We start from the raw sequence: 17,956 nt of genomic DNA, 5'->3' as shown, positions 1-17,956 counted from the left end.
CGTCGGCGGCGTGGTTGCTTCGACGCACACCATCGGCACGGAATCCGTCGCGCCGAAGTATCGCGGCGCGGTGTCGGGGCTGATCGGCGGCGGCGGGGCGGGACTCGGGGCGCTGCTCGCGTCAGTAACGTTCCTCGCGATGTCGACGCTTTTCCCCGGCAATGCCTTCGACGTATGGGGCTGGCGCTGCATGTTCTTCACCGGCATCATCAGCTCGGTGCTTGGCCTCTTCGTGTTCAACAGCCTTGAAGAGTCGCCGCTGTGGAAGAAGCTCTCCGCCGAAAAGGCCGCGAAGGCGGCCGCGCAGGTCAAGGGCGCGGCCGTCGAAGTCGTGCGCTCGCCGCTGAAGACGCTGTTCTCGCGCGACTATCGAAAGATCCTCTTCGTCAACCTGCTCCTGACGATTGGCGGCGGCAGCGGCTATTACCTGACATCGGGCTACCTGCCGACGTTCCTTAAGGTAGTTAGCCACGCACCCAACGGTGCGGCCGCGGCGATCCTGATGATCTGCAGCGTCGCCGTGGTGATCGCATCGATCGCGGCAGGGCACCTGAGCACGTTCATCGGCCGCAAGGGCACCTTCGTGTGGATCGGACTGATCCGGCTCGTCGCGTTGCCCGCGCTGTTCCTGCTGCTGCCCACCGCGGACAGCATTATGATGGTCGGCGTCTACGCAGTGCTTCTTAGCGCGCTCGGCAGTGCGGGCTATGCGCCCATCCTGATATTCCTGAACGAACGCTTCCCGACCTCGATCCGTGCGACCGGCACGGGCCTCTCCTGGAACATCGGCTTCGCGATCGGCGGGATGATGCCGACGGCCGTGTCGCTGGTGGCGAAGGACGCGAGTCAGTTGCCGATGACGCTAGCGATTTTCGTCGGCGCAATCAGCGTGATCTTCCTGGTGGGCGCGTTCGTCGTGCCCGAGACGCTCGGCAAGCTCGAAGGCGGTTCCGCGCGCAGTCCTTCCTGATCCATGGGGCATGCCGGCGGGCGCCAACGGGCGCTCGCCTTTTCACAACAGCCGGAGACATCGATGAAATACGAAGAAGACGTTCGCGCGCGCTCCTATAAGTTTCGCGAGGAGTATGTCGACGCCACGCCATGGTGGTATCGCGGCGAAATGCACCTCGGCTTCACGTTGCTCTTCACCGGCGGCGTGATCGTGTATTGCCTCATGCAGCTTCAGGCGCCGATGCTCGCCGAATGGCTAGCGGTCATTCCGCTCTTTCTGTTCGGCAATTGGGCGGAATGGGCGGCGCACCGCTACGTGCTGCATCGTCCGACGAAGTATTTGAGCATGATCTACAAGCGCCATTGCGCGGTCCATCACCGCTTCTTCACGCATGTGACACTCGAATACAAGGGCCACCGTCACTGGCGCGCGCTGCTGTTTCCGCCGTTCGCGCCGGTTGCGTTCGTGCTGGCGGCCGTGCCGTTCGCGCTCGTGATCGGTTTCATATTCTCGCGCAACGCAGGCTACATCGCGTTGTTCACGATGGCGGCGTACTTCCTGATGTACGAGGGGCTGCATACGCTCTCACACTTCACCGACAGCCCGTTCCTCGACCGCGTCCCGCTCGTCAACACGGTGCGTCGCCTGCACGCTACGCACCACGATCCCGAAGTGATGGCGACGCAAAACTTCAACCTCACGTTCCCCATCTGCGACACGCTGTTCGGCACGCGCAGCGATGCGCCGCGTACCGCGCGCGAGCCATTCGAAGGGAATCGATAAGCAGGTTCATTCAGGGGACACGCCCGTCGTCACGCGCCGGATTTCGTCGGTGATGATCTGGATCAGCGCGTGCGCGGCGGGCCCGATCGGCCGCTTCGGATGACTCACCTGAATGATGTGCCGCAGGATCGGCGGCGACGCGATCCTGTGGGCGCACAGCAGCCCTTCGTCCACCTTGCGCTGCACGACGACGCGCGGCAGGATCGTCGCGACGTTGCTCTGCTCGACGAACTGCACGATAGTGCTGAGCAGGTCGATTTCGAATTTCGGCTTGATGACGATGTCGGCCGCCATCAGCGCGGCGTCGAGCACGCCGCGCAAGCCGTTGCGGCGGGTGGGCAGCACCAGTTCGAAGCCGGACGAACTCGCGAGATCGATGTCCTGCGGCAGGTCGGGGCCATGCGCGACGCTCGTCACGAGCACCATCTCTTCGACCAGCAACGGCTCCACGTCGAGCGTGAGGCGCCCGCGCGGCTTGTTGATGATCGCGGCATCGAGCCGGCCCGCCTCGACGGCATCGATGAGTTGCGCGCTGAACCCATCGGCCACCGATACCTCGACTTGCGGAAAGAGCGCGTCGAACTTCGCGAGCGACTCCGGCAACACGCTTTCCGCTTCCGACGCCACCATCCCGAGGGACACGCGGCCCGTGATGATCACGTCGCGCCGGCTCAGTTGCTCGCGTGCGTGGCCGATGTCGCGCATGATCGGCGTGTAGAGGCGATACATGAGGCGCGCCGCTTCGGTCGGCGCCATGCCGTGCGGGCCGCGCTCGAAGAGAGTCTGCCGCAGTTCGGCTTCGAGCTTCGAAATCTGCATGCTGAGCGCGGGCTGCACGATATTGAGGCGCTTGGCCGCGCGCGTGACGGAGCCGTCCTCGAAGAGGGCGATGAAATACTGGATTTGCTTGAGGTCCATGAGGCCCGAGCGAGGGGGAAAAGCCGGAGACTTCGAGTGTAACCACAAGTCGAAGCGCGCGGGGGGCCGATGCTGTCGCGCAAGGATGGACAAGGCCGCCCGATAAGCGCGGGCGGGCCATCTTCATATCGGTCCAACCGCCTGAACAGCTTTCGCTGACGTTGACATGTCTTCAATGGTAGATATATTCTACCGATTCGGATGCCCTGCGTCGCTGACGACGCGTCAAGGGCGTTCGGCTGGCAATCGCTTCGTTTGGGCATGGCGCGGGAGTCAGATTGTTTTTTGGTTCCTCACGCTTGGCGACATGAATTATGGATTGCTTATTTATGGATGCGTTCGGCATTTTCAGTGTTCTCGATTCCCACCAAGTCGCAAAGGCTCTAAGCGGGCGACGAGCCGTCCTCACCGAAATCTCTGGAACAGAAGGAGTTAGCCATGACTATTCAGTTGCATAACCCCGCTGGAATCGCGCCACCGTTCTCATGCTACAGCCATGGCGCGTCGGTGCCGGCTGACGCGCGCTGGCTGTATGTCTCGGGCCAGGTTGGCGTTACGACCGATGGCGTCGTTCCAGATGACCCCGTGAAGCAGATCGAACTGGCCTGGGACAATCTGCTGGCGGTGCTGGCCGATGCCGGTATGGGCGTGACCGATCTGGTCAAGGTCGACGGCTTTATCACGCGGCCGGACCTCGTGCCTCACTATCGAAAGGAGCGCGAGCGGCGAGTGGCTGGTCACGCCGCTGCTACCACCATGGTCATCGTCGCCGGCCTGGCGGAACCCAACCTGCTCGTGGAGATTCAGGCGGTCGCAGCCCGTTAGGCATCGCGCCCTGTTCGTCAGCGGCGCGTCGAGCGGGCACTTCTCGATGGAGGTGCCCGCTACGCAACCAGGCTGTTACCGTGTCGCCGCGTGTCAGGCAACAACGGCTCTCGCGTGACGTCCACGCAACCATTCGAGCGCGAGCAGCAGGCTCGTCGAGAACAGGATCAGGATCGTCGCCAGCGCAGCGATGGTTGGGCTGATGTTCTCGCGGATGCCAGTGAACATCTGGCGCGGCAGCGTCGTCTGGTCGGCGCCCGCGAGGAACAGCGTGACCACCACTTCGTCAAACGATGTCGCAAAGGCGAAAAGCGCACCCGACATCACACCAGGAGCGATCACCGGAAGCGTGACGCGGAAGAACGTCTCAACCGGATTTGCACCCAGCGACAGACTCGCACGCACGAGGTTATGGTTGAAGCCCTGCAGTGTCGCCGCGACGGTCGTGACGACGAACGGGGCACCGAGCGCCGCATGCGCGGCGATCAGGCCGGTATAGGTGTTCGCGAGTCCGAGCGGGGCGAAGAACAGGTACATGCCGACGCCGACCACGACGACCGGCACGATCATCGGCGAGAGCAGCACAGCCATCAGCAGACCTTTGCCGTGGAAGTCGGCCTTAGTGAGGCCGATCGCAGCGAGCGTACCGAGCACGGTCGCGACGACGGTCGCCGACGGCGCGACGATAAAGCTGTTCTTCGCGGCCATCCGCCACTCGTCCGAACTGATCAGGTGCTCGTACCAGCGTATCGAGAAGCCCGGAATCGGATAGACGAGAAATGTGCCCGACGAGAACGACAGCGGCACGATGGCGAGGACCGGCAGGATCAGATACAAAAGCGTCAGCACGACGAGCACGCGCAGCGCCACGTACCACGTCCGCTCGGCGAACGACATATGCGGCGCGAACAGCGGCCTGGCAAGTTTCATGGTCGGATTCTCCTTGTTTCGCGTAATCGTCGGCTCAACTGAGGCTGAGTTTCGAGCGTGTGAACCGGCCGTACACCGCGTACAGCACCAGCGTTGCCGCGAGCAGCAACCCGCCGAGCGCGCAGGCCATGCCCCAGTTGATCGTATTGTTGGTGTAGTACGCGACGTAATAGCTGACCATCTGGTCGTCCGGGCCGCCCAGCAGCGCGGGGGTTATGTAGTAGCCGATCGAGAGAATGAACACGAGCAGTGCGCCGGCGGCGACGCCGGGAGAGGTCTGCGGCACGTACACGCGCCAGAACGCCGCGAACGGATGACTGCCGAGCGACACGGCCGCGCGCTGGTAGGTCGGCGGAATCGACTTCATCACGCTGTAGAGCGGCAGGATCATGAATGGCAGCAGGATGTGCGTCATCGAGATGTACACGCCGACGCGGTTGAACAGCAGTGCCAGCGGTTGCGCGATCAGCCCGCTGCCGATCAGCGCCTTGTTGACGAGCCCGTCGTTTTGCAGCAGCACGATCCACGCCGCGACCCGCACGAGCACCGAGGTCCAGAAGGGAATCAGCACGAGGATCATCACGAGATTCGCGCGGCGCTCGGACAGTCGCGAGACCCAGTACGCGAGCGGATAACCTAGCAGCAGCGCGAACAGGGTGACCGCCATGCCGATCAGGAACGTGCGGCCGAAGATCGTGAGGTAGATCGACTGCTCGGGATCTGCGCGGACCATATGGCTGAAGCCGTCCTGCTTGTGGTCGAGCGCGGCGAGCAGATAGAACGGCGAGATCGGGCTGCCGTTTTTCGCGATCGCCTGCCAGTAGGTGGCGTCGCCCCAGCGCGCATCGAACTCGATCAGCTTCTCGCGCGTCTGCGCGGGCGTCAGCGGCTGGTCGCTGCTGCCTTTGAGCGGCATCGCGCGCGCCGTTTTCGCCACGAATGAACGAAAGCCGGGAATTTCCAGGTTCAGACGCGACGCGAGCGTGCCCATTCCGTCGCTGCCGGCGAGCTTCGTCATGTCTGCTGCGAGCGCCGCATAGGCCGCGTCGGGCGGTGTAGCGTGACGGTCCCAGCCCGACAACGCCGCGACCGTGTTCGGCAGCGCCGTCGCGATCTCGGGGTTCTGCACCGCACGTGTGAGCAGCGCGCCAATCGGCACGACGAAGATGAGCAGGACGAAGATCGCGAGCGGCGCGATCAGGAGGAGCGCCATCGCCCGTCTGCGAGCCTCGGCGGAGCGGAGTTCGCGTTTGAGCGCGGCCGTCGACAGTGTCGACGAGGAGGGGGCGATCGTCATCGTATTCAACGTTTTTCTCCGGCCGGACGGCGATCCGGCGGGAATGCCGCACGACGCGATGCGCGCCGCGCGGCCGGTGGGGTCAGAAAAACATCCGCACGCTCACTTCGCGGCCCATGCGGCGAAGCGCTGCTCGAGTTCGTCGCCGTGATCGGTCCAGAAGCCAATGTCCTGCAGCGTCGCGTCTTTGGCGTTCGTCGGCGAGTTGGGCAGATTCGCGAGGGTCTTGGCGTCGAGCGACTTGAGCGCCACGACATCCGCCGGGCCATACGCGATATGCTGCGTGAACGCCACCTGCGGTTTGGGCGTGAGCGTGTACGCGATGTACTGCTCGGCGAGCGCCTTGTTCGGCGTGCCCTTCGGAATCACCCAGTAGTCGAGGTCGTATATGCTGCCGTTCCACATGACCTTCAGGTTCTGGCCTTCTCTCTGTGCAGCGTCGATGCGGCCGTTGAACGCGGTCGACATCACGACATCACCGGCGACGAGGAACTGCGGCGGCTGCGCACCCGCCTCCCACCACTGGATGTGGGGTTTCAGCTCGCCGAGCTTTTTGAACGCGCGATCCTGGCCGTTCTTGGTGGCAAGGACCTTGTACACGTCCTTCGGCGCAACGCCGTCGGCCATCAGCGCGAACTCGAGGTTGTAGCGCGCACCTTTGCGCATCGCGCGTTTGCCGGGGAATTTCTTGACGTCCCAGAAATCGGCCCAGCTCGTCGGCGCCGTCTTGAGTTTATCGGCGTTATAGGCAAGCGCCATCGACCACACAACGAAGCCGACCCCGCAGGTTTGCGGCGCTTCAGGGACCAAATCCGACTTCTTCGCGATCTTCGACCAGTCGAGCTGTTCATACAAACCCTCGTCGCAGCCGCGGTTCAGCTCGCCCGACTCGACCTCGACGACGTCCCAGTTGACGTGCTTTGCCTCGACCATGGCCTTCACCCTGGCCTGCTCGCCGTTGTACTCGACAACAGTGACCTTGTTGCCGGTCGCTTTTTCAAACGGCTCGTTGAATGCAATGTTCTGCACTTGCCCCCAGCTGCCGCCGAAGTTGACAACCGTCAGTTCCGCAGCGGATGCGGGTGCTCCGGACATCACCAGCGTGAGCGCGAGCACCGCGCAGGGCGCAGCAAGTTTTGCTTGAGTGATCATGGTTCCTTCTCCTCATGACGAAAACGAATCGTTGGGTCAGACTGGCCAGCGTAGAAATCGTGTAGAAAGCTACGCAAAAACGCGCAGATGTTCAGGCTCGAATGCGAGTGTCACGGGCGCGCCGGGTGCAAATCGTTCAAGCGCACCGGTACCGATCGGTACCTTGACGAAACATTCGTCTTGTCCCTTGAACGCACAGCGCATCCGCACGTGGTCGCCGAAATAGATCAGACTGCGCGCCTCTCCCGCCAGCGCGTTTGCCGCAGCGTCGTTGGCTCGATCGCTGCCGTACAACACGTTCATGCGCTCGGGGCGGATGCATGCGATGGCGGAGGCGCCCGCCGCCGCGTTGCCGATATTGCGGCCGACGAGCCGCGTTCCGTCGTCGAGCTGGAAGTCGCAGAAATCGCCGTCCACTGACGCAATCGTGCCGCGCAGGCGGTTGCTGTCGCCGATGAAGTTCGCCACGAACTCGTTGCAGGGCGACTCGTACATACGGTCGACGGTATCGAGCTGTTGCACGACGCCCTTGTCGAACACCGCGACCCGGTCCGACATGGTGAGCGCTTCGTCCTGATCGTGCGTGACGTAGACGAACGTCAGGCCGAGTTCTGCGTGCAGGGACTTCAGTTCGTACTGCATGTGTTCGCGCAGTTGCTTGTCGAGCGCGCCAAGCGGCTCGTCCATGAGCACCAGCTTAGGTTTGGACACGAGTGCGCGCGCGAGCGCGATGCGCTGCTGCTGGCCTCCCGACAGTTGTGCCGGATAGCGCTTCTCGAAACTCTCCATGCGTACCATCTTCAGGGCTTCGTTCACACGCACGGCACGTTCGGGAGCAGGCACCTTGCGCACGCTGAGGGGATATGCCACGTTCTGTCCGACCGTCAGGTGCGGAAACAGCGCATAGTTCTGAAACACCATGCCAATGTCCCGCTTGTGAGGGGGGACGTTGTTGAGCAGCTTGCCGTCGAGGTGGATCTCGCCACCGGTAGGAAATTCGAAGCCTGCAAGCATCATCAGGCAGGTCGTCTTGCCGGAGCCTGATGGTCCGAGCATGGTGAGAAATTCTCCGCGGTAGATATCGAGATCGAGCGATTTGACGACGAGCGACTCGCCATCGTAAGTTTTCCTAACGCCTCGAAAGCTGACAATCACTTCTTGAGTCTTCGGCACAGCTGCCTCCGTTCAACGCGACAATTACCGACAGGATGCGGAGCGTAGCGGCAAGGTCAACCCGCGTCTGCGAGCGCTCGCTCCGCAACCTCGTCCACGGCCTGCTTCACGATGCCAACGATCTCGTCTGCCTCGTCGCGGCTCATCACGAGCGGCGGTGCGAAACCGAGGATGTCGCCGTGTGGCATGGCGCGCGCGATCAGACCGCGCTGCAGCGCGGCGGCGGCAACCCGCGGCCCGATCTTCAGGGCCGGGTCGAAGGGCTTGCGCGCCTCCTTGTCTGCCATGAATTCCAGCGCCGCCAGCATGCCGACGCTGCGCACCTCACCCACCAGCGGGTGTGAGCCGAACGCTTCACGCAACTGCACGCCGAAGTACGAGCCCACTTGCGCGGCGTTTTCCACCAGCTTTTCGCGCTCGATGATCGCGAGATTGGCGAGTGCCGCGGCCGCGCACACCGGGTGCCCGGAATAGGTCCAGCCATGTCCCATCGGTCCGTGCTCCTGGGAGCCCCGCGCAATCACGTCCCAGACTTTTTCGCCCACGATCACACCGGAGAGCGGTGCATAAGCGCTCGTGAGTCCCTTCGCAACGGTAATGAGGTCGGGCTGGATGCCAAAGTGCTGCGCACCCATCTTCGAGCCGAGCCGGCCGAAGCCGCACACGACTTCGTCGGAGATCAGCAGAATGTCGTGCTTTTTCAGCACCTGCTGGATCGCGGGCCAGTAGCCGGCTGGAGGTGGCACGATGCCGCCGGTGCCCATCACCGGCTCACCGATGAAGGCCGCGATTGTGTCGGCACCCTCAAGGGCAATCAGCCTTTCAAGTTCGTCTACGCAATATGCGACGAATTCGGACTCGTTCATCCCGGCAGGCGCCTTTCGATACCAGTGCGGGCAGACCGTGTGCTTCACGCGTTCGAGTGGCAGGTCAAAATGCTGGTGAAAGCTGGGCAATCCCGTCAGGCTGCCAGTCACGATTCCTGAGCCGTGATAACCGCGCTCGCGCGAGATGATCTTCTTCTTGTTCGGGCGGCCCAGCACATTGTTGTAATACCAGACGATCTTCACCTGCGTCTCGTTCGCATCCGAGCCGGACATGCCGTAGTACACCTTCTTCATACCAGGCGGCGCCCACTCCACGAGGCGCGAAGACAGTTCGATAATCACGTCCGACGAATGGCCGACGTAGGTGTGGTAATAGGCAAGCTGCTTTGCCTGCTCATACATGGCGTCGGCGACTTCGGTACGGCCATAGCCGATGTTCACGCAGTAAAGTCCCGCAAAGGCGTCGATGTACCGCCGGCCTTCATGATCTTCGATGTGGATGCCGCTGCCACCGCGCACGATCTTGCCTGGCAGTGCGCCGCTCTGGTGATCATGAGCGTGCGTGGACGGATGCATGAAATGCGCACGGTCCTGCTCGAACAGTGCATCGATTGCTTGAGTCATGTCGTCTCCTGATTCGGGTGTGAGCCTTGGCCAAGGCGGCGAGGCGCTAGCCCGGATAACAAGGGTTTTATTGCATTACGTTGTTTTTTCTTCAGAAACCGATCGAATCGTCTTACATGGTAGACACAATCTACTATGGAAGATACACTAGCAGACAGAAAGCGAGCCTTCAAGCGTTTTCAAAAAAGCGTGTGACGATTGCGCTAGACTCTCGCCGACCCCTTACGAATAGTCATGCATGAACAGGCTTATGGAACTTCCACCTGAAGCGACAGGCGACCACGACGAGTTGAATCAGGAATTTGGGCGCCGCGTGCGCGCGTTGCGGGAACGCGGCGAACTGACGCTCGAGGAACTGGCGACCAGGTCCGGCGTGAGCCGGGCGATGCTTTCGAAGGTCGAGCGAGGCGAAAAGAGCCCGACCATCGGGGTAGCAAAACGGATCGCGCACGCTCTCGAGACGACGCTGAGCTTTCTTACCGGCGGCGCCGAGGACCGGCAGGCCGTAGTAGTGGTTCGTCGCGAACAGCGGCATATTTTCCGCGACAGCGAAACCGGCTTCGAACGCCACATTCTTTCTCCCACCATGGTTAGCAGCCAGGTTGAGTTGCTCCAGCACTGGCTGCCGGCTGGCGTGTCGACGGGCACGATGCCGGCCTACCGAACCGGAACAGAAAAGCACGTGACCGTGGCCGAAGGGGAGTTGATCGTTTCGCTGCCGGACCAGGAAATCCGCTTGTCGGAAGGCGACACCCTGTTCTTCGAGGCCAGGGTCGAGCACGCTTTCAGTAATCGCTCCAGAAAGCATTGCTCCTACTACCTGGTTATCTCCCGGCGCGACGATAAGTAAGCCGGACAAGCTGTTGCCGCCAAACGAGGCGGCTGTTGACATTCTCCTATCGTAGATATATTCTACTTTCGTGCTTCGGCGAACGCTCCGAGAATCAGCCTCGCGGCGTTTCGTTCGTGGGATCGCCGAGGCTGTCTTATTTCTTCATTCCGTCTTCGCAATATCCATAAGGAATGCAAATTGAAAAATACAAACCCGAATCTTGACACAGGGGAGCTCGGCTTGAAGTTGGCCAATCTCCGCATGGATGGTGCGCTCGCCCTCGGCGCCGAGCTCGACGGCCGGATCGTGAATATCACGCAGGCTGGCGCCAACTTCGAAATGCCGGCGCCGCTGGATATGGACGATTTGCTGCAGAACGATCGCGCTGCCGACGTATCGGCTATCGTCAGCCGCCTTCGGGAGGACGGCGGAATCGAATCGGTTGAGGTACGTGAGGCTGCTTTCGCTCCTCTTGTCACTCGGCCGCGGAAGATCATCTGCGTGGGGTTCAACTACCAGGCGCATGCGGCGGAGACGGGAACGCCTATTCCCAAGGCGCCCCCAATCTTCAGCAAGTTTGCGAACGCACTCAACCACCATGAGGGCGACATTGAACTGCCTACTATGGTGGACAAGGAGTTCGACTACGAGACGGAACTCGTGATCGTTTTCGGGCGGAAATGCAAGAACGTGTCGAAGGAGAATGCGCTATCCGTTGTTGCAGGCTACGCGGTCGGCAATGACTTCAGCGCCAGAGGTTTGCAGAACATCACGACGCAATTCACGGCGGGGAAGATGTCGGATGGTTTTGCTCCATTGGGTCCCTGGCTCGTTACCCGCAATCGCGTGCCCGATCCGAACAACCTGAGGCTGCAAACCTGGGTGAACGGCGAAATCAGGCAGGACGGCAATACCAGTGAAATGATCTTCGACTGCCGCGAGATCATCCGCTACGTGGCCGGCATCATGACGATCGAGCCGGGCGACATCCTTTTTACTGGGACACCGCCGGGGGTGATCTGGGGGCAAAAGGTGCCGCGTGACGAGCGTCAATGGCTTAAAGCGGGCGACAAAGTGGTGTCCGCGATCGAAGGGCTCGGTGAGCTCGCCATTAATCTTCGCTGAAAACGGGGGCAGCCATGAGCCATGACGCGACAATCGAGCGACTCTACGTTCTCGACGCAGGCATAGCGCAGGTCGACGATGCTTCGATTTACTCTCCCGGATTCAATGTCGGCCAACCGATGACGTTGAGCTGCAACGCGTATCTCATCCGCCATCACGGACAATGGATGCTATGGGACACCGGCACCCAGGACGATCTGATCGGCGAGCCGGAAGGCAGGATCATCGCCCACGGTATCCGCGGAACGATCAGTAAGACGGTCGCGTCGCAACTTCAGGAAATCGGGGTTGAGCCAGATGAAATCGGTACGCTGGCGCTTTCGCATGCGCATTACGACCATGTGGGCAATTGCCGGCTGTTCACGAAGGCCGAGTGGATCGTACAGAAGGCTGAATATGAGGCCATGTTTGGGCCGGATCCTGACGCGTTCGGATTCAGGCCCGAATTGTACGGCACGCTGCGTAACAACCGGCTCAGGTTGATCGAGGGTGACCACGATGTCTATGGAGATGGCGCTGTCCGTATCATTTTCACGCCCGGCCATACCCCTGGACATTGCTCGCTGTTGCTGAATCTTCCCGAGACCGGACGCGTCCTGTTGAGCGGCGATGTTGCTCATAATCGGCGAAACTTCCAGTGCAGATGCGTTCCCTCTTTCAATGTCGATGCATTGCAGTCAATTGCGTCGATGAACAGGGTCGAAGAGCTTTTGGAGACTGAGGGCGCGACCTTGTTTGTCAATCACGACGTTGTCCAGAATGCAACCTTGCCTCATGCGCCCCACTGGCTCTCCTGATCGCAATATGCGTAGGTGAACCGCTGTGTTTCCCGTACAGGCCTCATTGATTCACCTATGCATGCGCCAAAGTCGCTCAGCGCGCGAGTTGAGCCTGCGCGAGCCGGGCGAGGCGATGGACGCCGTCCTCTATGCGGTCGCTCCAGACATGCCCGGCGCTCAAGCGCAGGCAATTGCGAAAGCGGCGGCTCGCAGAGAAGACGTCCCCCGGTGCGAAGCAAATGCCTTGCTCGAGCGCTTCGTCGAAGAGCGCTCGCGAATCGAAGCGCCTCGGCAGTTCCAGCCAGAGCATGAAACCGCCTGCCGGCCGGCTTACTTTTGTGCCGGTCGGGAAGCTTGTCTCGATCGCACGCGTCATGCGTCCGAGGTTCTCTTCGAAGATGCGCCGCACGCCGCGCAAGTGTGCATCGTATGCGCCGCTCTCCAGAAAGTCGGCGAGCGCGACCTGAGGCAGCACAGGACAGCAGAGGCTGAACGCCAGCTTGCGTTCCATCACCTGCTGCGCGTAGGCGCCCGCCACAATCCAGCCGACCCGATACCCGGGTGCAAGGCTTTTCGAAAACGAGCTGCAGTAGATCGTATTGGCGCCGTCGTCGAGCGCAATGAATGGCTTGGGCCGCTCGCGGCCGAAGTGGATGTCGCCGTAGACGTCGTCTTCGATCAGCGGCACGGCATGCCGTGCGAGCAGCGCAAGGAGCGAACGCTTGTCGGCTTCGGCCATCGCGCAGCCTAGCGGGTTGTTGAAATTCGACGACAGCACGCAGGCGGCCACCGGTTCCGTATCGAGCAGACGGGCGAGCGCGTCGACGTCGATGCCGCGCGTCGGGTCGGTGGGCAGCTCGAAGGCCTTCAGGCCCAGCACTTCGAGAGTATGGAGGAGGCCAAAGTAAGTGGGCGATTCGATCGCAATCGAATCGCCACGCTTCGCGACGGCGGTCAGCGCCAGTGTCAATGCCTCGGTGCAGCCGTTCGTGATGAGCAGGTCGTCGGGCGACAGCGCGTGTCCGAAGTGCATCGCCCGTTTCGCGATTTCGCGGCGCAGGCGCGGGTCGCCTTGCGGTGCGCAATAGATGTTGTAGCGCGTGCCGTGTTGACGTGCGGCACGCGCGAGCCCAAGGTCGAGCCGCTTCGACTGCAGCAGCGCCGCGTCGGGTACGGCGCAGCCGAGCGGCACCAGCGCGGGGTTCGATACGTGCTCGAGCAGTCCCGCGACGGCGCCGCTGATCGACACGGTCGACGCTTTCGCGCGCGGCCGCGAGACCGAAGGCAACGCGAGTGCGCCGCGGCGCGAGCCCGCGACGTAAAAGCCTGACTGCGGCCGCGCGACCAGAATGCCGCGATCCTCGAGCAGGCGATACGCCTGTAACACCGTGGAAATACTGATGCTGTGCTGTTCGCTGACGGCGCGCACGGATGGCAAACGCGTGCCCGCCGCCAGTGCGCCATTGTCGATCATGCCGACGATGAGCTCGGCGAGGCGCTCGTAGCGGTACGGAGTGGGCGTGTCCATGTCCATGGAAGGGCTCGTAACGGTGTAATCGGTGTAATCCACGATTATCGACCCGGCGCCCCGGCTCGCCAAGATGAATTGTGATGGTCCATTTCGCGGAAAATTGTGACTGTTATGGTCGCCCGCTGGACGCTACGATGCATGCGTTGCGATCGCGTTTGAAGGAGCCGGGGTGCTGCGCACAGCGATAACTGCTGTCGGGGCCCGGCTGGAACGGCTGTCTGGCTGCTTGCAACGGATCGTCTGACAAACAATTCACAGCAGATGCGAGGCAAAAGCATGCAGGGTATTCAACGGAACGTCGACGAACGACAACAGGCTGGCCTCAGCGAATCGAATCCCCAACCGTGGAGCGGGCGATTTCCTCGTAACGAGATCATTTCACTTCTCAATGTGAACCGGCCGTTCAACCTGGCGGAGAGCACGTCGCAGGACCTGACGCTCGGCGAACTCCTGTGTCTGCCGGGTCTCGAGGATATCCGCAGTCTGAAGCTCGGCTACGGCACATCAGCCGGTTCGGTCGCGCTTCGCGAGGCGATTGCCGAGGGCTGCAAGGTCCCAGCCGAGCAGATCATCACGACACAAGGCACCGCGCTCGGTCTCTTTCTTCTCGCTTTCGAAGTTTGCCGGTCGGGCGACGAGGCTGTCCTCGCGACACCCTGCTTTCCACCGAGCCGTGATTGCCTGCTCGGCGCCGGTGTTAGCGTCCGCGAGATCAAGCTGTCATTCGAGCATGGCTATCGGCTGGACCTGGAGCAGATCGACGCAAGCCTTTCACCGAAAACGAAGCTGGTCAATATCGCTTCGCCACAGAATCCGGCGGGCATCCAGACGTCCCGTGCCGACGTCGAGAAGCTCCTCGTCCTGATGGAAAAGCGGTCTCCGGACGCGATACTTTTCATCGACGAGACCTATCGGGAGGCGACCTATGGCGACAATGCGGCGCTCGAGAGTTTCGCGGGACTCGATCCACGTATCGTGACCGGCGCGTCGGTATCGAAGGCGCTCGGCGCGCCGGGTTTGCGCACGGGTTGGCTTACCGTGGCGAACGCGGAGCTGCGGGAGCGTCTGGCCGTCGCCAAAATGAACACCGTGATCTCGGGATCGGTTCTTGACGAGACGCTCGCCACGGCGCTTCTGCGCAACAGGGAAGGCGTGCTCGCACCGCGACGCCGCTTGCTCGCCGCTGCGCTGCAGGAACTGGCGCTTTGGTGCGAGAGCGAGCACGAGCGCATCGAGTGGGTGCGTCCTGACGCCGGCGCGCTATGCTGCCTGCGTCTTCGCGCCGACGCATTCGACGACGTGGCTGTCGCGAGTTTCTGGGACCTGCTGCCGGGTCATGATTTGCAGTTGGCATCCGGCGCATGGTTTGGCGAAAGCAGCCGTGTATTCCGGCTGGGCTTTGGCTACCTCCCGCCTGCGCGTCTCGGACCCGCACTGTCCGCACTTTCAACGGTCATGGATGCCGCTACGGCATGACGTGTCGGCATGGCAGGGAAACATCGCGATGAACTTGTCCGATCTGGTCCGCCGGGTGACGAGCGGCCAGGTATTCTTGACGCCTCCGGAACGGTGCGCGACGCCAGCAGCCTGGTCCGCGATTGATCAGGGAGCGCGTTGGAAGCAAACGTTCTGAGCGAAATATCGCGGGCTGATTTTTCGCGGCTACCGGAAGCGCCTCCAGCCTCCCGGCTGGGTAGTCCAATCGCTCCGCTCGGACTCTGGCTGGTTATGCTGGACGAGCTTCCCGCGTCGCTCGATCTCAGGATCTGGTTGCAAAAAAATGATGTGCCCCGGCAGGAAAGCCGTACCAGCAGAATGGTGTTTTCCGTCAGCCAGATCGTTGCCCATCTAAGTGAATTCATGACCTTGTTACCTGGCGATCTCATCCTGACTGGGACGCCTCAAGGCGTTGCGTACAACAAACCAGAGCCAGACTATCTGAAGGAAGGCGACATCATCGCTTGAGGAATCGAGGGTCTCGGTTCACAGCACTGTACGGTTCAGGCAGCCGGGTCGTCGATGCACAAATGAATCGCCGCGCCCAACGGCGGGCGGCCGGAATCTTAACTGCTGGACATGTGGAGCACAGCTATGAAAGTAAGAATCGCATATCTCGAGGAACCGCCGTTCTACTGGACGGGTGAAGATCATTCGGCGACGGGCGCCGACATCGAGCTGGCCGAGGTGGTGCTTCGGGCGATCGGTGTGACCTCCATCGAACATCAGTTGACCTCGTTCGAAGAACTTCTGCCTGGCGTGCAAGAAGGCCGGTGGGACATGAACGTACCCATTTTTGTGACCGCTGAGCGCGCTGAGCGCGTTGCGTTCAGTGTGCCGGTCTGGGCACTGGGCGACGGATTCCTGCTTCGCCAGGGCAATCCGAAAGCGCTGGCGAGCTACGCGGCCGTCGCGGCGCGCAACGACGCGCGGCTTGGAATCGTCGCCGGGACGGTTCAGCTCGACTCTGCAAAGTCGGCCGGCGTGATCGATAGCCAGATCGTGGCGTTCAAGGGCCAAACCGAAGCGATCGACGCACTGCTCGCGGGAAAAATCGACGCCTACGCGAGCACGGCGGTTGGCAGCCGTGTCCTTGCCAGTGCGAATAAGGAGCTGGAAGTGGTGGCGCACGAAACGAGCAAGGATGGCAGGGCACCTGTGGGCGCCCTCTCGTTCAGCAAGGGCAATCCTGACCTTCTGCAGGCGGTGAATGAGCAACTTCGCAAGTACCTCGGTTCGGCTGATCACCGTGCCCGCATGGCGAAGTACGGCCTCACGCAGACGGAACTCGACAGCGTGAGCGCGACCTGAGCGGAATGATGCACCCTGCCGGGCGTCGGCGGACGCCCGTGCAACGCCTGGTCGCCATACCTCCGGCACAGAATCCGTCTGCGCCGACGACACTACGCGCCGGCCCGGCGATCCGCTGCACGGACATGACATCATGATCCAGCCCCGGTCACTCAGGTATTTCGCCGAAGTCGCTCGCACGGGTTCGTTAAGACATGCTTCGGAGACGTTCTTTGTCGCACCCAGCTCGGTCAGCAAACAGATCAGCAACCTGGAAAAGGAACTCGGCGCGGCCCTGTTCGACCGCTCACCGCGCGGTGCGACGCTATCTGCCTGCTGCTGGGTTGTGTGCTGGCGCTGGCAATGCCGAAGCGGGCCGTCAACCGGTGAGCGCGCGTCGTTCCGGTCGGGCGAAATTGTAATGGTCTAACGAGCGAAAAACTGTGACTGTTATGGTTGGGTTGCACGCGCTACGATGCATGTGTTGCACTTGCATCCAAAGAATGCCCAGATGTCCACGCGAGTCAGACGAGGCGAACATGAAACGATCTTATAAAGTGGTTGACGTCTTCACCGCGAAGCCGCTTCTCGGCAATCCGGTGGCCGTGGTACTAGATGCGGAGGGCATGACCACTGAAGCGATGCAAGCGGTCGCGCGCTGGACCAACCTGTCAGAAACGACCTTTGTCCTTCCGCCCACAATAGCCGGGGCCGACTATCTCTTGAGGATCTTCACGCCGCGTAGTGAGCTTCCCTTCGCAGGACATCCGACTCTGGGTAGTGCTCACGCAATCGTGGAAGCGGGGCGTGTCACGCCACGCGACAGCGGTCGATTGATTCAACAATGCGGCATCGGCCTCGTTGAATTGACGATCGAAGAGCGAGGCGCAGACCGCCAGCTCACGTTCAACCTGCCGCCTGCGAAGCTGGAGCCGTTGCACGCGGCGGATGTGGCGGAACTGGAGCTGATCCTCGGCTGCAAAGTGGACCAGAAGACTGCGCCAGGGATCGTGAACGTCGGCGCCATCTGGATTGTGGCGCATCTGAACGATGCCACTGCCGTACTTAATCTTCAGCCGGATGTCGCCAGGTTAGCGGAGCTCGAGCGCCGCTTAGGCGTCACGGGCCTGACCGTATTCGGCCCGCGCGAGCATGGAGACGATGCGGCAATCGAAGTGCGTACCTTCGCGCCGTCCTGTGGCGTGGAGGAGGATCCAGTCTGCGGAAGCGGTAACGGCAGCGTGGCTGCTTTCCAGTGGCAGCGTGGACTGTTGCCACCCGGCGGAACAGATTACGTGGCTGCTCAGGGACGGTGTGTCGGTCGAGACGGGCGAATCAAGGTAAGCGTGGATGCGAACGGAAATGTGCGCGTGGGCGGTTCCTGCGTCACATCGGTGGAGGGCTCGCTTACGCTCTAGCCA

At 61.8% G+C, this 17,956-nt stretch carries 18 protein-coding genes; 11 read left to right on the top strand and 7 right to left on the bottom strand.

The annotated features are described in order from the left end of the window. The coding region (locus ACAX43_RS21015) for an MFS transporter (protein WP_370710326.1) at positions 1-970 on the top strand (970 nt) is incomplete at its 5' end. Between the two features lie 63 nt (positions 971-1,033). Beyond that, on the top strand, positions 1,034-1,735 hold the full coding sequence (locus ACAX43_RS21010; protein WP_370710325.1) for a sterol desaturase family protein: 702 nt from the start codon (positions 1,034-1,036) through the stop codon (positions 1,733-1,735). 6 nt (positions 1,736-1,741) lie between these two features. Here the strand turns inward: ACAX43_RS21010 and ACAX43_RS21005 are convergent, their stop codons facing one another. Beyond that, positions 1,742-2,653: a LysR family transcriptional regulator gene (locus tag ACAX43_RS21005; protein WP_370710324.1), complete on the bottom strand. Its 912-nt coding sequence runs from the start codon at positions 2,651-2,653 to the stop codon at positions 1,742-1,744. Positions 2,654-3,091: 438 nt separating this feature from the next. Here ACAX43_RS21005 and ACAX43_RS21000 point away from each other — a divergent pair, with 438 nt between their 5' ends. Continuing rightward, positions 3,092-3,478, top strand: a complete 387-nt coding sequence (locus ACAX43_RS21000; RefSeq protein ID WP_370710323.1) for a RidA family protein — start codon at positions 3,092-3,094, stop codon at positions 3,476-3,478. A gap of 93 nt (positions 3,479-3,571) precedes the next feature. Here ACAX43_RS21000 and ACAX43_RS20995 read toward each other — a convergent pair whose 3' ends face one another. From ACAX43_RS20995 to ACAX43_RS20975, 5 genes are all read right to left on the bottom strand, one after another. Next, positions 3,572-4,408: an ABC transporter permease gene (locus ACAX43_RS20995; RefSeq protein ID WP_370710322.1), complete on the bottom strand. Its 837-nt coding sequence runs from the start codon at positions 4,406-4,408 to the stop codon at positions 3,572-3,574. 34 nt (positions 4,409-4,442) lie between these two features. Further along, on the bottom strand, positions 4,443-5,705 hold the full coding sequence (locus ACAX43_RS20990; RefSeq protein WP_370710347.1) for an ABC transporter permease: 1,263 nt from the start codon (positions 5,703-5,705) through the stop codon (positions 4,443-4,445). A gap of 102 nt (positions 5,706-5,807) precedes the next feature. Next, entirely contained in the window at positions 5,808-6,857 is a 1,050-nt protein-coding gene (locus ACAX43_RS20985) for an ABC transporter substrate-binding protein (RefSeq protein WP_370710321.1), read from the bottom strand. A gap of 69 nt (positions 6,858-6,926) precedes the next feature. Then, positions 6,927-8,030 (bottom strand): ABC transporter ATP-binding protein, encoded by a 1,104-nt coding sequence (locus ACAX43_RS20980; protein WP_370710320.1) that lies wholly within the window; start codon positions 8,028-8,030, stop codon positions 6,927-6,929. A gap of 56 nt (positions 8,031-8,086) precedes the next feature. Further along, entirely contained in the window at positions 8,087-9,481 is a 1,395-nt protein-coding gene (locus tag ACAX43_RS20975; RefSeq protein WP_370710319.1) for an aspartate aminotransferase family protein, read from the bottom strand. A gap of 250 nt (positions 9,482-9,731) precedes the next feature. On the opposite strand from ACAX43_RS20975, the gene ACAX43_RS20970 reads away from it, so the two are divergent. The 3 genes from ACAX43_RS20970 (at position 9,732) to ACAX43_RS20960 (ending at position 12,235) form a co-directional block, all read left to right on the top strand. Continuing rightward, positions 9,732-10,331 carry a helix-turn-helix domain-containing protein gene (locus ACAX43_RS20970; RefSeq protein WP_370710318.1) on the top strand — a complete coding sequence of 200 codons (600 nt, stop codon included), beginning with the start codon at positions 9,732-9,734 and terminating at the stop codon, positions 10,329-10,331. A 180-nt stretch (positions 10,332-10,511) separates the two neighbouring features. After that, entirely contained in the window at positions 10,512-11,438 is a 927-nt protein-coding gene (locus tag ACAX43_RS20965; RefSeq protein ID WP_370710317.1) for a fumarylacetoacetate hydrolase family protein, read from the top strand. 14 nt (positions 11,439-11,452) lie between these two features. Next, positions 11,453-12,235, top strand: coding sequence for an N-acyl homoserine lactonase family protein (locus tag ACAX43_RS20960; RefSeq protein ID WP_370710316.1), 783 nt, complete (start codon positions 11,453-11,455; stop codon positions 12,233-12,235). A gap of 76 nt (positions 12,236-12,311) precedes the next feature. On the opposite strand, the gene ACAX43_RS20955 is transcribed toward ACAX43_RS20960, so the two are convergent. Then, positions 12,312-13,751, bottom strand: a complete 1,440-nt coding sequence (locus tag ACAX43_RS20955; RefSeq protein WP_370710315.1) for a PLP-dependent aminotransferase family protein — start codon at positions 13,749-13,751, stop codon at positions 12,312-12,314. Positions 13,752-14,024: 273 nt separating this feature from the next. Here ACAX43_RS20955 and ACAX43_RS20950 point away from each other — a divergent pair, with 273 nt between their 5' ends. From ACAX43_RS20950 to ACAX43_RS20930, 5 genes are all read left to right on the top strand, one after another. Continuing rightward, positions 14,025-15,224 carry a pyridoxal phosphate-dependent aminotransferase gene (locus ACAX43_RS20950; protein ID WP_370710314.1) on the top strand — a complete coding sequence of 400 codons (1,200 nt, stop codon included), beginning with the start codon at positions 14,025-14,027 and terminating at the stop codon, positions 15,222-15,224. Between the two features lie 138 nt (positions 15,225-15,362). Continuing rightward, positions 15,363-15,713: a fumarylacetoacetate hydrolase family protein gene (locus ACAX43_RS20945; RefSeq protein WP_370710313.1), complete on the top strand. Its 351-nt coding sequence runs from the start codon at positions 15,363-15,365 to the stop codon at positions 15,711-15,713. Between the two features lie 126 nt (positions 15,714-15,839). Then, positions 15,840-16,556, top strand: a complete 717-nt coding sequence (locus ACAX43_RS20940; RefSeq protein WP_370710312.1) for a transporter substrate-binding domain-containing protein — start codon at positions 15,840-15,842, stop codon at positions 16,554-16,556. A gap of 133 nt (positions 16,557-16,689) precedes the next feature. Then, positions 16,690-16,965 (top strand): LysR family transcriptional regulator, encoded by a 276-nt coding sequence (locus ACAX43_RS20935; RefSeq protein ID WP_370710311.1) that lies wholly within the window; start codon positions 16,690-16,692, stop codon positions 16,963-16,965. A gap of 109 nt (positions 16,966-17,074) precedes the next feature. After that, positions 17,075-17,953: a PhzF family phenazine biosynthesis protein gene (locus ACAX43_RS20930; protein WP_370710310.1), complete on the top strand. Its 879-nt coding sequence runs from the start codon at positions 17,075-17,077 to the stop codon at positions 17,951-17,953. Positions 17,954-17,956 lie beyond the last annotated feature (3 nt).

Source organism: Paraburkholderia sp. IW21 (assembly GCF_041321145.1).
Taxonomy (GTDB): Bacteria; Pseudomonadota; Gammaproteobacteria; order Burkholderiales; family Burkholderiaceae; genus Paraburkholderia.
Note: the sequence above shows the minus strand (reverse complement) of the source record. Positions and strands in the feature narration are given on the sequence as shown.